The 15,196-nt window shown below is 68.8% G+C and carries 16 protein-coding genes and 2 tRNA genes; 10 read left to right on the top strand and 8 right to left on the bottom strand.

Features of this window, described 5'->3' with window-relative positions; genetic code table 11:
- Positions 1–112: 112 nt before the first annotated feature.
- On the bottom strand, positions 113–1,033 hold the full coding sequence (locus CRO12_RS12295; RefSeq protein ID WP_245858484.1) for an AraC family transcriptional regulator: 921 nt from the start codon (positions 1,031–1,033) through the stop codon (positions 113–115).
- A gap of 665 nt (positions 1,034–1,698) precedes the next feature.
- On the opposite strand from CRO12_RS12295, the gene CRO12_RS12290 reads away from it, so the two are divergent.
- The 3 genes from CRO12_RS12290 to CRO12_RS12280 are packed head-to-tail and all read left to right on the top strand — an operon-like array spanning position 1,699 to position 3,283.
- Positions 1,699–2,331 (top strand): DedA family protein, encoded by a 633-nt coding sequence (locus CRO12_RS12290; protein ID WP_097064386.1) that lies wholly within the window; start codon positions 1,699–1,701, stop codon positions 2,329–2,331.
- Positions 2,331–2,999, top strand: coding sequence for a class I SAM-dependent methyltransferase (locus tag CRO12_RS12285; protein WP_179641018.1), 669 nt, complete (start codon positions 2,331–2,333; stop codon positions 2,997–2,999). The genes CRO12_RS12290 and CRO12_RS12285 overlap by 1 nt, the downstream gene beginning before the upstream one ends.
- Positions 2,996–3,283, top strand: coding sequence for a hypothetical protein (locus CRO12_RS12280; protein WP_097064385.1), 288 nt, complete (start codon positions 2,996–2,998; stop codon positions 3,281–3,283). The genes CRO12_RS12285 and CRO12_RS12280 overlap by 4 nt, the downstream gene beginning before the upstream one ends.
- 46 nt (positions 3,284–3,329) lie before the next feature.
- Here CRO12_RS12280 and CRO12_RS12275 read toward each other — a convergent pair whose 3' ends face one another.
- The 3 genes from CRO12_RS12275 to CRO12_RS12265 all read right to left on the bottom strand — a co-directional run bounded on the left by CRO12_RS12275 (position 3,330) and on the right by CRO12_RS12265 (position 4,597).
- A complete protein-coding gene (locus CRO12_RS12275) occupies positions 3,330–4,010 on the bottom strand; it encodes a ThuA domain-containing protein (protein WP_245858482.1) in 681 nt (226 codons plus the stop codon).
- Between the two features lie 102 nt (positions 4,011–4,112).
- Positions 4,113–4,188 (bottom strand) — tRNA-Ala (locus tag CRO12_RS12270).
- A gap of 91 nt (positions 4,189–4,279) precedes the next feature.
- The gene (locus CRO12_RS12265) at positions 4,280–4,597 is read right to left on the bottom strand and encodes a TIGR02300 family protein (protein WP_097064383.1); all 318 of its coding nucleotides are present in this window, start codon (positions 4,595–4,597) and stop codon (positions 4,280–4,282) included.
- 104 nt (positions 4,598–4,701) lie between these two features.
- Here CRO12_RS12265 and aroA point away from each other — a divergent pair, with 104 nt between their 5' ends.
- The 7 genes from aroA (at position 4,702) to CRO12_RS12230 (ending at position 11,257) form a co-directional block, all read left to right on the top strand.
- Positions 4,702–6,042, top strand: a complete 1,341-nt coding sequence (aroA, locus tag CRO12_RS12260) for a 3-phosphoshikimate 1-carboxyvinyltransferase (protein WP_097064382.1) — start codon at positions 4,702–4,704, stop codon at positions 6,040–6,042.
- Positions 6,039–6,671: a (d)CMP kinase gene (gene cmk / locus CRO12_RS12255; RefSeq protein ID WP_097064381.1), complete on the top strand. Its 633-nt coding sequence runs from the start codon at positions 6,039–6,041 to the stop codon at positions 6,669–6,671. Before aroA ends, cmk begins: the two co-directional genes overlap by 4 nt.
- 198 nt (positions 6,672–6,869) lie before the next feature.
- Entirely contained in the window at positions 6,870–8,582 is a 1,713-nt protein-coding gene (rpsA, locus tag CRO12_RS12250; RefSeq protein WP_097064380.1) for a 30S ribosomal protein S1, read from the top strand.
- Positions 8,583–8,723: 141 nt separating this feature from the next.
- Complete coding sequence (locus CRO12_RS12245) at positions 8,724–9,002, top strand: integration host factor subunit beta (protein ID WP_097064379.1); 279 nt, start codon at positions 8,724–8,726, stop codon at positions 9,000–9,002.
- A 321-nt stretch (positions 9,003–9,323) separates the two neighbouring features.
- A tRNA-Leu gene (locus tag CRO12_RS12240) sits at positions 9,324–9,410 on the top strand.
- Positions 9,411–9,415: 5 nt separating this feature from the next.
- Positions 9,416–10,837 carry an ABC transporter substrate-binding protein gene (locus CRO12_RS12235; RefSeq protein ID WP_245858480.1) on the top strand — a complete coding sequence of 474 codons (1,422 nt, stop codon included), beginning with the start codon at positions 9,416–9,418 and terminating at the stop codon, positions 10,835–10,837.
- Between the two features lie 6 nt (positions 10,838–10,843).
- Positions 10,844–11,257 (top strand): DUF4112 domain-containing protein, encoded by a 414-nt coding sequence (locus tag CRO12_RS12230; RefSeq protein WP_097064378.1) that lies wholly within the window; start codon positions 10,844–10,846, stop codon positions 11,255–11,257.
- Positions 11,258–11,259: 2 nt separating this feature from the next.
- Here the strand turns inward: CRO12_RS12230 and CRO12_RS12225 are convergent, their stop codons facing one another.
- The 4 genes from CRO12_RS12225 to CRO12_RS12215 all read right to left on the bottom strand — a co-directional run bounded on the left by CRO12_RS12225 (position 11,260) and on the right by CRO12_RS12215 (position 15,100).
- Positions 11,260–11,973 carry a ribonuclease T2 family protein gene (locus CRO12_RS12225; protein WP_245858570.1) on the bottom strand — a complete coding sequence of 238 codons (714 nt, stop codon included), beginning with the start codon at positions 11,971–11,973 and terminating at the stop codon, positions 11,260–11,262.
- Positions 11,967–12,386 carry a hypothetical protein gene (locus CRO12_RS18375; RefSeq protein ID WP_245858478.1) on the bottom strand — a complete coding sequence of 140 codons (420 nt, stop codon included), beginning with the start codon at positions 12,384–12,386 and terminating at the stop codon, positions 11,967–11,969. Before CRO12_RS18375 ends, CRO12_RS12225 begins: the two co-directional genes overlap by 7 nt.
- A 25-nt stretch (positions 12,387–12,411) precedes the next feature.
- Positions 12,412–13,281 carry a carboxylating nicotinate-nucleotide diphosphorylase gene (gene nadC / locus CRO12_RS12220; protein ID WP_097064376.1) on the bottom strand — a complete coding sequence of 290 codons (870 nt, stop codon included), beginning with the start codon at positions 13,279–13,281 and terminating at the stop codon, positions 12,412–12,414.
- 193 nt (positions 13,282–13,474) lie between these two features.
- Complete coding sequence (locus CRO12_RS12215; protein ID WP_097065040.1) at positions 13,475–15,100, bottom strand: DUF5597 domain-containing protein; 1,626 nt, start codon at positions 15,098–15,100, stop codon at positions 13,475–13,477.
- Positions 15,101–15,196 lie beyond the last annotated feature (96 nt).

Here is a 15,196-nt window from a genome sequence, read left to right as displayed (position 1 = left end):
GAGCAAGCTGCCGGTTCAGCGACTTGCCCGAAATTACGCCTGCCCCGCGCCGACACCATGCCCGAAGCCGTGACTTACTTGCCCGATCCTCCAATCCGACGCCGCGGCGAGATCAGCGCGGCTCGGCCTGCGCGAGCAGCGCCTTGTAATTCAGCACGTCTCGCTTCGGCGCCACGCCGAACGACCGGGTATATTCCCGGCTGAACTGCGAGGCGCTCTCGTAGCCGACCTGATACGCCGCCTCCGACACGTTGGAGGCGTCCGAAAGCATCAGCCGCCGCGCCTCCAGCAGCCGAAGCTGCTTCTGGTACTGGACCGGCGTCATCGAGGTCATGATCTTGAAGTGGTGGTGGAAGGACGAGGTGCTCATGCCCGCGACCTCCGCCAACTGCTCGACGCGAAGCGGCGCGGCATAGTGCTCGCGGATGTGGTTGAGCGCCCGCGCGATCCGCTCCGCGTGGCTCTCCGGCAGCGCCAGCTTCGCGATCTCGCCGCCGTAGGGTCCGCTCAGCAGCCAGTAGTAGAGCTCGCGCATGAGCGTCGGGTACAGCACGGGGATGGCGGGCGCGTTGCTCATCAGCCGGATCATGCGCGTCAGGCAGTCGCTAAGCGCGCCATCGACCTTGCCGACGAAGACGCAGGCGCTCGACTGGTGAAGCGGCGCGGGATGCCTGGGTAGCTGCTGCAGCACCTCGCGCAGCGCGGCCGTGTCGAACTCGATGGTCATGCCGAGGTAGGGATTGGCTTCGGTCGCGCCGACCATCCGGCCGCTTGCCGGGATCTCGACGCTCACCACCAGGCACTCCATCTCGCGGTAGTGCAGCGTGGTGTCGCCGAACAGGATCTCCTTCGCACCCTTGAACACGACGCAGAGCGACGGCCGGTACATGTTGGGCACCGGCAGGAAGGTGTGGAACGACTGAACGAGGTGGACGCCGGGCATTCCGGTCTCGAACCGCCCCTGCCCGCCGCCGCGAGACTCGATCAGCTCTGTGACGGCGCCCATCAGCGCCGGCGGTGTCTGCGGCCTCATCCCGGCGACGCCGCCTGGAGGAAAAGGCAAGATTTCTGCGGTATTCGGCATTCTGCTCATCGCGTCACCCTTCTAGCTTGTGTAGGTCGAACCAAGCCGGGCGCGACAATCATGCGCCGAACACAAGGATTGTCAAGCTATCAAGTACCGAACTGTCGTAATTCTATCTACGCAATCCATAGACTACATTTACTATCTGAGTGGGTTACGATCAAGCCTATACAGGATGCTGTGTAGCTCAACTGGCATTGAAGCGAATTTGGACCCGCGATGATGGCACATCCACTTAGAATGCAGAGTAGAGCTTAGCGATGCAGTACAACGGCAACGCACGGCGACAGTAAGTCGCCCGGCGCGCTCGCGACTAAACATTCCACCGATTTGCAATCGACGCGTGACCTGTCGCGCGTCGAGGTTCCGAACGGCGCCGTCTGCCCCCTCCCCGACGGCACCAGGCCACCACGGGTGGGCGTGCCCCGTTCCGCTCGTGGTGGCCACCCTCCCCTCGCGTCAAGGACTCGTCCGATGCGCTGCCCGCGTCCCCTGCCTGAGGCTCCTGCCTTGCTCACGCCGCCCGCACCATGTGAGCAGGACGGCTACGCCGGCGCTTCGCTCGACCGTTACACTGTCGACAAAGCGAACAGCCTGCCGCCCGAGATCGCTGCGTGATCGCCGATCCGGTCGGGGCAGCGTTGCTGCTGGCTGCGCCGCTCGGCATCCTGGGGGTGTTCGCGCTGGCGCTCGGCGACCGATTGATCCCGATCCTGCCCTCATCCGGGCTGTTCGCCGCGATCGGCATCGCCGCGGCTGAGGGTTGGTGGTGCCTATCGACCGCGACCGCGGCATCGATCCTCGGCAGCGCCACCGGCGCGCTCGGGACCTACCAGCTCGGATTCGTCGCAGGTGCAGGGTCCGCCCCGCGCGTGCGGGCGGTGCTGAAGCGCCGCGACAGGATCGGCGCGGTGCTGCGCACCACTCGCCGCCGCGTCGTCGCCCTCCCCTTTGCAGCCCAGCTTTTCCCAGCGAGCCGCACGCTCGCGCCGCTGCTTGCCGGCCTCGCGCGGCGTGACCGGGCGCGCTACCTGCTCGCAACGCTCGCCGGTCTCGCGATCTGGAACGCCGGCTTCATCGCCCTCGGCTATGTCGTCAGCCGGTCCGGCAGTCCGGCCAACGCGACCCTGATCGGCCTTGGGTTTGCCGCAGGTGCGTTGTGCTTGGGCCTGATCGCCCGCTATGTTCGGCCGCACCGCGCCCCGGCGTCGACCAAGCCATTCACACCAGCAAGGGTTCGCAAGTGATGACGTCCGGCCCAACGTCGCTCTCCACCTCGCCCGGCATCGACCGGGTGGCCGCACTCTCGCGGCGGGTAGTGCGCGACATCGGCGATACGACCGTGTTCTTCGTGCGCTGGCTGCGCGACCCGCTCGGTGTCGCCTCGATCGCGCCGTCGAGCCGTGCGCTGGCGGCGCTGATCACGCAGGAGATCGACTGCGGTACCGGCCCGGTGCTCGAACTCGGCAGCGGCACCGGCGCGTTCGTGCCCGCGCTGCTCGCCCGCGGAGTCGCCGAACGAGACCTCACGTTGATCGAGCGGGATCGCGCGCTCGCCCGCCGCCTCGCTGGGCGCTACCCCGCCGCCCGCGTCCGCGCGCTTGATGCGACGGTGCTTCGCGAAGCAATGGCCGACGCGCGTTTCGGCGCCGCGGTGTGCGGGCTCGGGCTGCGCGCCATGCCGCCGGCGGACGTGGAGGCGATCCTCCGCAATGCCTTCGCGCTGCTCGAACCCGACGCCTGCCTGTACCTCTTCACCTATGGCCAGACCTGCTCCGTACCTGCCGATGTGCTGCTGCGGCTCAGGCTAGGGGCCGAGCGGGTCGGCACGACCTATCGCAACCTGCCGCCCGCGTCGGTCTTCCGGGTCCGTCGCCTGCCGGATCCGTCGCCCGCCGGCGACCGCCCGCAGTGAGCCAGGCGCTCGCCTTGCGGGTCGAATCGGCGGGGCTGGTCGCCGCCAACCTGCTGGCGGCGACGGTCCTGCCGGCAGGCTTCGGCAGCACCGGCTACAATCCGCTGTTCTTCTGCGCCTATGCCGTGGTCGCGGGCGTGCTGCTGATCGGGATGGAGGACGTGCGCTACCTTTCCGCGCTGCTCACCCGCGCCGACGTGCGCAGCTATGCCCGCGTCCGGATCGCGTTGGTGCTGATCGCAGGAACCGGGCCGTATCTGCTGAGCAGCGCCGCCTGGCGCTGAGCGCTGCCGTCCCGCGATCGATCCGGCGAGGCTTGCGCCGGACGTCTCAGCGCTGCTGACCGAGCCCCGTCGCCGTCCAGTAAATGCCGCCGAGCAGGTGCTGGAGGTAGCGGTCGTCACGGTACATGTCGGCGGTGTGGCCGAGCAGGGTCACGAACACGCGGCCCCTGCCGACCCGGTGGTGCCAGGCCTCCGGATGGTCGGCCCCCATCCGCTCGCCGACCTGCCCGGGCCAGATGCGGGTCGGGTCGTAGCTGCGCTCGTCAACGCGAAGCACGGTGCTGATCGCCACCTTGTGCGGGTTCGTCGTGACGTAGAACTCGTCGCTCCACAGCCACCGCGCGGGCAGTCCGAAGGTCGCGGGATGATCGGGGTCCGCCGTCGTGACCACCGCCGTCTGCACCTTGGGATGGTTGACGAACGACCGGCCGACCAGCCGCTCGAACCACGGCCATGCGCCCGCGGGCACGATGGCGGCGCGGTGGACGATCATCGCGTTGCCGCCGGCTTCCACATAGCCCTCGAAGCGACGGCGCTGGCTGTCGCTCAGCTGCTCCGCCGGCGTGTTGAGGAACATGATTGCGGCATAGGGCGTCAGGTCGCGGTCGAATACCGCGGGATCGCTGGTCCAGGTGACTTTGAACGAGTGAAGCCGCGCCAGCCGCTCGATGTTCTCGCGCGCGACCGGGATGTACTCGTAGTGGTACTTGCTGGGCGTCGCGATCACCAGCAGCTCGAACTGATCCTCCGCCGCGCTGACACCCGGCAGCAGCAGACACAGCAGCGCCGCCAGCAGGCGCGCAATCCGGTTCGCGATGATGCGGGAAGGTGGTGGAGCCGAGGGGGATCGAACCCCTGACCTCTGCAATGCCATTGCAGCGCTCTCCCAGCTGAGCTACGGCCCCACATCCTTGGGAAGGCGCCGCCTCTAATCGGGCGGCGCGGGTTTGGCAACGGGGCGCGCGGCGCTTTTTTGGCCCCGTCGCCCTAGCGCGATCAGCTCTCTTCGTCGTCGTCCGGGGTCTCGACGCCCAGGTCGTCGTCACCGCCAAGATCGACGTCGTCGTCGGCCGAGGGCTCTTCCTCCTCAACGTCCACGTCCAGATCGTCGCCGCCCAGATCGGCGTCGACCTTCTCCTTGGACACGGCCTTCACCGTCTCAAACGGCAGCGGCTGCTTCGACTTCAGTACCGGCTCCGGCTCCCAGGTCACGCCGCAGTTGATGCAGGTGACGGGATCATCCTTTCCCAGGTCATAGAAACGCGTGGCGCACTTCGGGCACGCACGCTTGGTGCCCCACTCGGGCTTGATCATGAAACCGCTCTCGTCTGACGTGGAATTCGGGGAAATCCGGAGCTGAGCCCGGACGTAGGGCGCGCCTTGCCATAGCGCAAGCGCACTGTCAAAGACCCCGCCCGATGTCCCATGTCACCCCCCAGCCCTGGCATGTCAGTCCGCGCGGCGCCCTGTCGGGCAGCGTGCGCGTACCCGGCGACAAGTCGATCAGCCACCGCGCGCTCATGCTCTCAGCGCTGGCGGTTGGCGAGAGCCGGATCGACGGGCTGCTGGAGGGGGAGGACGTGCTGGCGACCGCCGCTGCGCTGCGCCGCATGGGCGCGACGATCGAGCGCGAGGGCGAGGGTCGCTGGCGAGTGCACGGGGTCGGCGTCGGCGGGCTGCTCCAGCCCGAGGGCGCGCTCGACATGGGCAATTCGGGCACCTCGACCCGGCTGCTGATGGGGCTGGTCGCGAGCCACGGCGTGACCGCGACCTTCACCGGCGACGCCTCGCTCAGCAAGCGGCCGATGAACCGCGTGATTGATCCGCTGGCGCAGATGGGGGCCGACATCACCTCCTCGCCGGGTGGTCGCCTGCCGCTGATGGTGCGCGGGATCGTGCCCGCGGTGCCGATCCGCTACACGCTGCCGGTCGCATCGGCGCAGGTGAAGTCCGCGGTGCTGCTCGCCGGGCTCAACACGCCCGGGATCACGCAGGTGCTGGAGCCGGTGTCGACCCGCGACCATTCGGAGCGGATGCTCGCCGGCTTCGGCGCCGACGTGACCGTCGAGGAGACGAGCGAGGGCCGCCTGATCTCGATCCGCGGCGAGGCTGAGTTGAAGCCACAGCAGATCGTGGTGCCGGGCGACCCCTCCTCCGCCGCCTTCTGGATGGTGGCGGCGAGCGTGGTGCCGGGGTCGGACGTGCTGATCGAGAACGTCGGCCTGAACTCGACACGCGCCGGGCTACTCCAGGCGCTCCGGATGATGGGTGCCGACATCGCCGAGCAGGACGCGCGCACCGTCGGCGGAGAGCCCGTCGCCGACCTGCGCGTCCGCCACGCCGCGCTTGTCGGGATCGAGGTGCCGCCGGCGCTCGCGCCGTCGATGATAGACGAGTATCCGGTGCTGTTCGTCGCCGCCGCCTTTGCGCAGGGCCGGACGGTGGCGCGCGGCGCGGAGGAGCTGCGGGTCAAGGAGTCGGACCGGATCGCCGCCATGGCGACTGCGCTCTCCGCGTGCGGCGTGACGCTCAGCGAGCACGAGGACGGGCTGACGATCGAAGGCTCGGGCGGCGAGCCGATCGCAGGGGGAACGACGATCGCATCGCTGCTCGATCACCGCATCGCGATGAGCCTGGCCGTCGCCGGGCTTCATGCCCGTCGCGCGATCACGATCGACGACGCGGGCCCGATCGCGACCAGCTATCCGACGTTTCGCGCGACGCTGGACGGTCTTGCTCCCGCCGAGATAGCAGCGTGATCATCGCGGTCGACGGGCCTGCCGCGTCCGGCAAGGGCACGATCGCGCGAGCGCTCGCCCGACACTATCGGCTGCCGCACCTCGATACCGGCCTGTTGTACCGCGCGGTGGCGGCGACGGTGATCGACCTAGAGCTGGACCCAGAGCAGGAAGCGGACGCGGTCGCCGCCTGCGCATTCGACGAACAGCTGCTCGGCGACGAGCGGTTGAAGGACGATGCGATCGGCAAGGCGGCGTCGATCGTGTCGGCGCATCCGCTGGTGCGATCCGCGCTGCTTCAGCGGCAGCGGCGCTTCGCGCAACAGCCGGACGGCGCGGTATTGGACGGGCGCGACATCGGCACGGTGATCGCGCCGGATGCGGACGCCAAGCTGTTCGTGAAGGCAACCCCGACGATCCGTGCTCAGCGGCGACACGCCGAGTTGCGCGCCCGGGGCTCCGCGGTCAGCCTCGACAAGGTGCTTGCCGACATCCGTGCGCGCGACGAGCGGGACAGCTCGCGCAGCATGGCGCCGCTCCGCATGGCCGACGATGCCGCCTTGCTCGACACCAGCTTTCTCTCTATAGACGCGGCCGTCCAGCGGGCGATAGCGCTCGTGGAGGCACGGACGGCCGGGCGTAGCGCCTGACCCGCAAGGCGCGGAGCGGATCGGCGAACAGGCCGGTGCCGCTTGCCGCGCCCTTGTTGCATCTGTCCCCTGTCTTCATGCCGGCGATGGCGCCCGGTGGATGTCGCGACCGGCACGGGGCCGCCGCGACGTTCTTGGCCAAGACCGCCGGACACAACCGGCTGGCCGGAAAACTGAAGAAATAGGAACTGCTTGTCTATGGCAACTGCCGCCCAACCCACCCGCGACGATTTCGCCGCGCTGCTCGATGAGACCTTTGGCGCCGCCGACAGCTTCGAGGGCCGCGTGGTCATCGGTACCGTGACCGGGATTGAGAACGACCTGGCCGTGATCGACGTCGGCCTGAAGAGCGAAGGCCGCGTGCCACTGCGCGAGTTCGCCGCGCCGGGCCAGAAGGCCGAGCTGAAGGTGGGTGACGAGGTCGAGGTCTATGTCGACCGCGTCGAGAATGCGAACGGCGAGGCGATGCTGTCGCGTGACCGCGCCCGCCGCGAGGCCGCCTGGGACAAGCTGGAGACCGAGTTCGCCAAGGCCGCCCGTGTCGAGGGCGTGATCTTCGGCCGCGTGAAGGGCGGCTTCACCGTCGATCTCGCCGGCGCCGTGGCGTTCCTGCCGGGCAGCCAGGTCGACATCCGCCCGGTCCGCGATGTCACCCCGCTGATGGACATCCCGCAGCCGTTCCAGATCCTCAAGATGGATCGCAAGCGCGGCAACATCGTGGTGTCGCGCCGCGCGGTCCTGGAGGAGACTCGCGCCGAGCAGCGCACCGGCCTGATCCAGAGCCTGCACGAGGGCCAGATCATCGACGGCGTGGTGAAGAACATCACCGACTACGGCGCCTTCGTCGACCTGGGCGGCATCGACGGCCTGCTCCACGTCACCGACCTCAGCTACAAGCGGGTCGCGCATCCGTCGGAGGTGCTGAACATCGGTGACACCGTCCGCGTCCAGATCATCCGCATCAACAAGGACACGCAGCGCATCTCGCTCGGCATGAAGCAGCTCGAGAGCGATCCGTGGGATGGCGCGTCGCAAAAGTACCCGGTCGGCGCGAAGCTGTCGGGCCGTGTCACGAACATCACCGAGTACGGCGCGTTCGTCGAGCTGGAGCCGGGCATCGAGGGCCTGGTTCACGTCAGCGAGATGAGCTGGACCAAGAAGAACGTTCACCCGGGCAAGATCGTGTCGACCAGCCAGGAGGTCGAGGTCATGGTGCTCGAGGTCGACGCCGAGAAGCGTCGCATCTCACTCGGCCTCAAGCAGGCGCAGAACAATCCGTGGGAGGCCTTCGAGGCCGCGCACCCGGTCGGCTCGACCGTCGAGGGCGAGGTCAAGAACGCGACCGAGTTCGGCCTGTTCATCGGGCTGGACAACGACGTCGACGGGATGGTCCACATGTCGGACATCGCCTGGGGCATCTCGGGCGAGGACGCGCTCAACCTTCATCGCAAGGGCGAGACCGTTCAGGCGATCGTGCTCGCGGTAGAGCCGGACAAGGAGCGCATCTCGCTCGGCATGAAGCAGCTGGAGCGCGGCGGCCCGTCGGTCGGCGTGGCGACGAGCGGCGACCGGCTGAACAAGAACGCGGTGATCACCGTCACCGTGCTCGAGGTCCGCGACGCAGGGCTGGAGGTTCAGGCGGGCGATGACGGCGCAACCGGCTTCATCAAGCGCACCGACCTCGGCCGCGACCGCGACGAGCAGCGTCCGGAGCGTTACCAGGTCGGGCAGAAGTTCGATGCGATGGTGACCGGCTTTGACCGCTCCAAGAAGCCGACCTTCTCAATCAAGGCGATGCAGATCGCCGAGGAGAAGCAGGCGGTCGCGCAGTACGGTTCGTCCGATTCGGGTGCGTCGCTCGGCGACATCCTGGGCGAAGCGCTCAAGGCGCGCGGCACTGACAGCAAGTGAGACGAAGCGGGCGGCGGATCGGGGGATCCGCCGCCCTTTTCTCGTGAGAAGGTTGCTCAAAGTTAAAGTTGCTGCGTAAGGGATGGCCCGCAAGGATGCGCCAGGCGCGGGCATCCACACGGGGACGCTCTGGGGGGCGGAATGATCCGGTCTGAACTCGTTCAACTGCTGGCACGCGACCATCCCGATCTCGCCGCGCGCGATATCGAGAAGATCGTGGACGTTTTCTTCGAAGAGATCATCGTCCGGCTGATCGACAACGGCCGGGTCGAACTGCGCGGCTTCGGCGCCTTTTCCACCCGCGATCGCGACGCGCGACAAGGCCGAAATCCACGCACCGGTGAGACGGTCGCGGTGGATGCCAAGCGTGTCCCTTATTTCAAGCCGGGCAAGGAAATGCGCGCGCGGTTGAATGTATAGCCGCGACGGCCGCAGCTAAGCGCGGCTTAGCTGCGGATTTGCCGACAGCTCGGCCGGCCTCGCGAAACGCGAGGACCGACGACGCGGCTTCGGCGCGGCGCTACCAATACCGCCGCCGTCGCTACCCAAGCTACTGATCTGCCGTTGCGCCCGGACGGGGTTTCAGCGGTTCACGATTTGCGGCATCACCCGCGCTCATGAAATCACTGGCGTACCTGGCCGTCATGCGACTAAGTCGCATGACGTCGGACGGGCTTTCGCCCGCCGGCCGGCTCGTCATGGCGACGCGCAAGCTTGGCTTGCGCTGCTCCATGCCAGCGCGCGGACGTGGCGAAACTGGTAGACGCACGGGACTTAAAATCCCTCGCCCCTACGGGCATGCGGGTTCGAGTCCCGCCGTCCGCACCACGGCGGTGGCACTGCTCGCCGCGGCGACGCTGATCCTCTCGGGGTGCGATCGTCGGCGCGACGATGTGCCGGTGCTGGTCAGTGTGATCGAGCCGGTGCCGCCCCGCCCCGGTCCCTCCCCGACCCGGCTGGTGCTGGCCGCCGCCGTATCGCAGGGGCTGGTCCGCTTCGACGCTAGCGGCGGGATCGAGCCTGGGCTGGCGCAGCGCTGGATCGTGCGCGACGATGGCCGCAGCTTCATCTTCCGCCTGCAGGAGGCCTCCTGGCCGGGCGGCAAGCCGATCGTGGCGGAGGACGTCGCCCGCACGCTCCGCCGCAAGCTTGCCCCGCGCGCGCGTAACCCGCTGCGGCCGTATCTCACCGCCATTGACGAGATCGTGGCGATGACGCCGCAGGTGATCGAGGTTCGGCTGCGTTATCCCCGACCCGACCTGCTCAACCTGTTCGCGCACCCTGCGATGACCGTGCCCGCACCCGACCGCCGCGTCGGGAGCGGGCCGTTCAGGATCGAGCCGGACAGCGGCGCGACGGTGCTATTGCGACCGGTCGACGATGGGTCGGATGAGGAAGACGCCGGAACGAACGGCATCGCGCCCGAGGAGTTCGTCCGGGTGCGTGGCGAGCGCGCCGCGGCCGCGGTCTGGCGGTTCAAGGAGAAGCGGTCCGATCTGGTGCTCGGCGGCGGCCTGTCGGACTGGCCGCTGGTGGCTGCCGCCGGGATCGCACCCGCGAACGTCCACGTCGATACGGCGGCCGGGCTGTTCGGGCTGCAGGTGGTGGATCGCAGCGGCCCGCTCGCGCGCGCGGACCTCCGCGCCGCCGTCGCGATGGCGATCGACGCGGAGGCGGTGACGACCACCGTGCGGGGCGGGTGGCTGCCCACCGCCACGATCCTGCCGGAACAGCTCGATTCGGCGGCTCCACCCGCGCCCGCGGCGTGGAGCACGACGCCGCTGGCCGAGCGCCCGAGCACGGCCGTGGCGCGGGTCGCGGCACTCGGTGAACCCGTCCGCTTGCGCATCGCGATGCCGGACGGCCCCGGCGGAACGCTGGTCTATGCGCAGATCGCCGCCGGGCTGGCGCGCGCGGGATTCAGGCCGGAGCGGGTCGGCCCTGCGGCCGCGGCCGACCTGAGGCTGGTCGACGAGGTAGCACCGTACGACAGCGCGCGCTGGTACCTCAGGACCGCGTGCCAGCCGTGCAGCGCTTCGGTGGCGACGCTGATCGGCGACGCCCGCTTCGCGCCGGATGTCGCGAGCCGCGCGCGTGCGCTTGCGCTCGCCGACCGCGCGCTCGCCGACGATGTTGCCTTTATCCCGCTCGCCCGGCCGCTGCGCTGGTCACTGGTGGCGCTGCGGCTGCGCGTCTTTGCGGCGAACGCGCGCGCGGTCCACCCGTTGAACCACCTGCGTCGCGACACCAATTGATCCGGCATGGCCCGACCCGTCCCGCTCACCACTGCCCGCACGCTGCCGATCGGCACCGATCCCGCCGCCGTGCGCCAGCGGATCGAGGCGCTGGAGCACCTGCTGGAGCGAGCCTTCACCATCCCCGGTACGAGCCGCAAGGTCGGGCTCGACGTCGTGCTCGATCTCATCCCGACCGTCGGCAGCTTCGTCGGCGCGGCGATGGGCAGCTACCTGGTGTGGGAGGCGCGCAACCTCGGGATGTCGAAGCTGCAGATGGCGCGGATGGCAGGCAACGTCGGCGTCGACTGGGCGCTCGGGCTGATCCCGTTCGTCGGCGCCATCCCCGACTTCTTCTTTCGCTCGAACACGCGCAACCTGCGCATCATCCGCCGCCACCTCGATCGTCACCACCCGTCGACGGTAACGCTCGACGGATAGCGTCAGCGCCGCCCGCGCCAGATCCTGACCGGCGCGCTCGCGGCAAGGCCGCCCTGGTGCGCCGGGCACCGCGCATAGGCGAGCCGGGTGTTGAGGCACAGCCACACTTCGTCCAACCAGCCCTGGCGATCGGCGGTGATCCGCATCATGTCGGGCGCAACCCCCGGGTTCGCCCGCGCGATCGCGCTTGCCAGCGCCCCGGCGGTCAGCCGCGAACGCCGCGACAGCGCGTCCATGTCCGGGTAGCGCAAGCGCCCATAGAGCCGCGTCGCCTGCGCGAAATAGCGCTCGGGCGACACGTTCATGCACGTACCATGCTTGGCATATTCGTGCTGGAGCAGTTGCACCGACGGCGTCGCGCACAGGTTGGCGCGGAGGACCGCCGGCGACAGGATCGGTGACGGCGCGCAATATTGCGGCCAGGTCTTGCCGGGACCGTCGGGCCAGAGACCGTGCAGGGTGAAGCCGAAGCGGTTGCCGCTCCCGCACTGAAAGGCGGCCGACTCGCGATCGCCGTTTTCCCGGCAGTATTGTGGCGCCCAGGTGAGCGCCAGCGTGTAGCTGCCGATCGGCAGCACCCGCTTCGGCTCGCGCGTGCTCGGGCCGTCGGCGCGCGGCACCGGCAGGCGGGCGGGCGCGGCGCACTGGTACGCCTGCGCGCCCGCGGCGGCGGGCACGGCAAGTGCGACCGCCGTCGCAATGGGTCGGATCACGATTTCACCTCCGCTGCTTCCTCGCCGAACCACTCGCGCGCGTCCGGCTGGAACAGGCACCCGATCGCCACCGCCTGGAGCACCGTCGCGGTCACCGCGACAATGCCGGCAAGGCCGGAAGGCAGACGTCCGTCGAGCGTGGCAAGCGCGATGCTGCCCAGCCCGATCGCGAACAGCACGACGAGCACCCATTTGGCGACCAGGCTCGCCCGGCGGGTTATGAAGAACCACAGGACCAGCGGGATCAGCAGGCCGATCGCGGTGCTGGCGTAGAGCAGCACCGGGCTGACCGCCACGGCGCCGCCGGCGCTGAACTGCCGCATCGTTTGCGACCAGTTGAGCCCGGTATTGATCAGCCCCAACGCCCAAGCGCCGAGATACAGCCGTTCGAACAGCACGATCGATCGTGGTCGCATCCGCCCTCCCCCTCGCCTCGCCGCGCTACGATACAGGCGCGGACGCAGGGGGCAAGGCGTCGAAGTCCAGCCCGATATCGGCGGCGGGCGCCGATTGGGTCAGCCGGCCCACGCTGATGAAGGTGACGCCGGTCTCCGCGATGGCGCGGATCGTCTCCAGCCGGACCCCGCCCGATGCCTCGGTCGGTACGCGTCCGCCGACCAGCGTCACCGCGCCGCGCAGCGTCGCCACGTCCATGTTGTCGAGCAGGAGGTGGGTTGCACCTGCGGCGAGCGCGGGTTCGATCTGGTCGACGCGGTCGACCTCCACGATGATCCGCGCGATGCCGGCGGCGACCGCCCGCGCGACAGCCGCCTCGACCGAGCCGGCGACCGCGACGTGGTTGTCCTTGATCATGGCGGCATCCCACAGCCCCATACGGTGGTTGGTCGCACCGCCCATGCGGGTGGCGTACTTTTCGAGCAGACGGAGGCCCGGCAGCGTCTTGCGCGTGTCCAGCAGCGTCGCGCCGGTCCCGACGATCCGGTCGACATAGGCGCGCGTGACGGTCGCGATCCCGGACAGGTGCTGCACGGTGTTGAGCGCACTGCGTTCCGCCGTCAGCAGGGCGCGGGCATTCCCTTCCAGCCGGAGCAGATCGGTGCCAGCCGCCACCCGGTCGCCGTCCTTGACCAGCTGCTCGACCGTCACGTCCGGGTCGAGCGCGCGGAAGAACGCCTCCGCCAGGCCGAGCCCGGCGACGGTGATCGCGTCGCGGCTGTCCATCACGCCGCTGAACCGCGCGGTCGCCGGGATGACGGCGGCCGACGTGATATCGCCGCCCTCCCCCATGTCCTCGGCGAGCGTCCCCGCGACAAAGGCCACGGTGTCGAAGGCGGGCAGCGCGAAACTCATGACGTGGCTTTCGAAAGCACCCTGTCGCTAGGGCGGCGGCACCTGTGGCACAGACCCGCGCGACGTACAGCCGCGAAGTTTCGCAGCGGGCTTCACGCAGCCACCTTTTAGCCAAGAAGTTCTACCGCGCCGTCCCGCCGCAGAACCAGCGAACGCTTGGCCAATCAGCTGCGGGCACGCAGCGCGGCATAGCTTAGCGAGCCGGCATGACGACACGCAGTAGCATTGGTCGGCTGGTGAAGTTCAGGCCGTAGTCGGTCTGGTCGCCGCCCATCACACGTACCATGACCCAAGTGCCACGCGCGTCGAAGTAGCCCTCTTCCACCCGCAGGGGATCGGCGCGCGCCGGCGCAACACCGAAGGCAGGCGAGAGGCTGACGCGCGCGTCCGACGCGGCGACGATGAACTCGTCATCGCCCGTCTGGATCACGGCCGCACCGCCGACCGGCTGACCGACCGTTGGGTGTGGATCACCCTTGAACCAAGACGCCCTTCGATCCCCGAATTGCCATTGTCCGTATTCGACGGTGACGCGCCATTGACCCATGATCGTCGACTGGTCCGCTTCATCAACGCCCTTTGCGGTGCCCCAGACCGGCCGATCGGCGGCCGCGCGCGCCCATCCGGAAACATTGCGCCCCAGCAGCCGGTACTTGGCGGCGATTGCCTCCAGCGTCGCTTCGTCCAGCGTCTTCGCGCCTAGCGGATAGTTGGAGTAATCGGTGTCATCCATGCCGAACGGCGCAAACCCGATCGCGCCGCGACCCAGCGCACTCCAGAAGAAGCGCGCATACTCCGCCGCATTGCCGATTTCGGGCACCATCAGCGCATTGTCGGGTCGGGCGTAGAGCCGCAGGATCTCCGCCACCTTTGCCGGATCGCGCATGTAGATGTCCGGGGCCACAAAGGCGAGGCTCGGGGCCGCGGCCTTCCACACGTCGATCACGGATGCGTCCGGGCCACCGCTCGCGCCACCACCGGTCCCCGGCGCGGCGAACGGGTCCGACAGCGCCGCGTTGGCGTACATGGGCAGCGGCTTGATCGCCTGCCCCGCCGCCGCCACCTGTTCCACATAGGCGGCGGTGTACCAGGCGTTGAAGGCCGCGCCGGCGAGCGCGTCGCCGAACACCTGCGTCCAGGTGCCCGCGCGGTTCAGCCGGCGGGCGAGCGCCGCGGGCACCGCACCGGCGAACAGCCGGTTCGCCTCCGGCGAGAAGTCGCGCTGTTGACCATAGCTGCCGGTCTCGTTCTCCGGCTGCACCATGATCACCGTATGCTGCGGATCATGTTCCTTCAGGTAGCGCATGACGGCAACAAAGGCCCGACGGTCCGCCAGCAAGGTCTCTCGCCCGTGCGGCGACAGCACATTGTGGTCCGAGCCGTCCTGCTTCTTCATGCGGGGAAAGCGGCCAGGGTTCGTCTTGACCCACCTCGGCGCATAGCCGAGCCCGGTGTTCTTCCAGGTCGCGAACCACAGCAACACCAGCCGCAGATCATGTTCCCGCGCCCCGGCGAGCAGCTGCTCCAGGTATGAGAAGTCGAACTTGCCCTCTTCGGGCTCCACCTGCTCCCAGGCGACCGGGATCTCCAGCGTGTTGGCACCGAGGCGCTTGAGCGTCGGCCAGACCTTCGGCAGCTGCGAGGGATAGTTGCTCGAATTGTTCGCCTGCGCGCCGAGTACCAGATAGGGCTGGCCATCGACCGACAGGTACGGCCGGGCCTTGCCCTGCTCGATCCGCGGCAGCGGCGCCTGGGCCGCCGCAGCCGGCGCCGCGAACAGCAGCAGCCATGGCACTGCGACCCGCTTCATCCAGATCATCGCCATTCGCTACACTCCACCGCAGGATATGGTGATGCCTGACTAGCGCGAATGCAGGCCCGCGACGATATCGGCCGATCTCGAGCCGTTCTGCTT

This window comes from Sphingomonas guangdongensis, assembly GCF_900199185.1.
In the GTDB taxonomy this organism is placed as follows: Bacteria; Pseudomonadota; Alphaproteobacteria; order Sphingomonadales; family Sphingomonadaceae; genus Sphingomonas; species Sphingomonas guangdongensis.
Note: the sequence above shows the minus strand (reverse complement) of the source record. Positions and strands in the feature narration are given on the sequence as shown.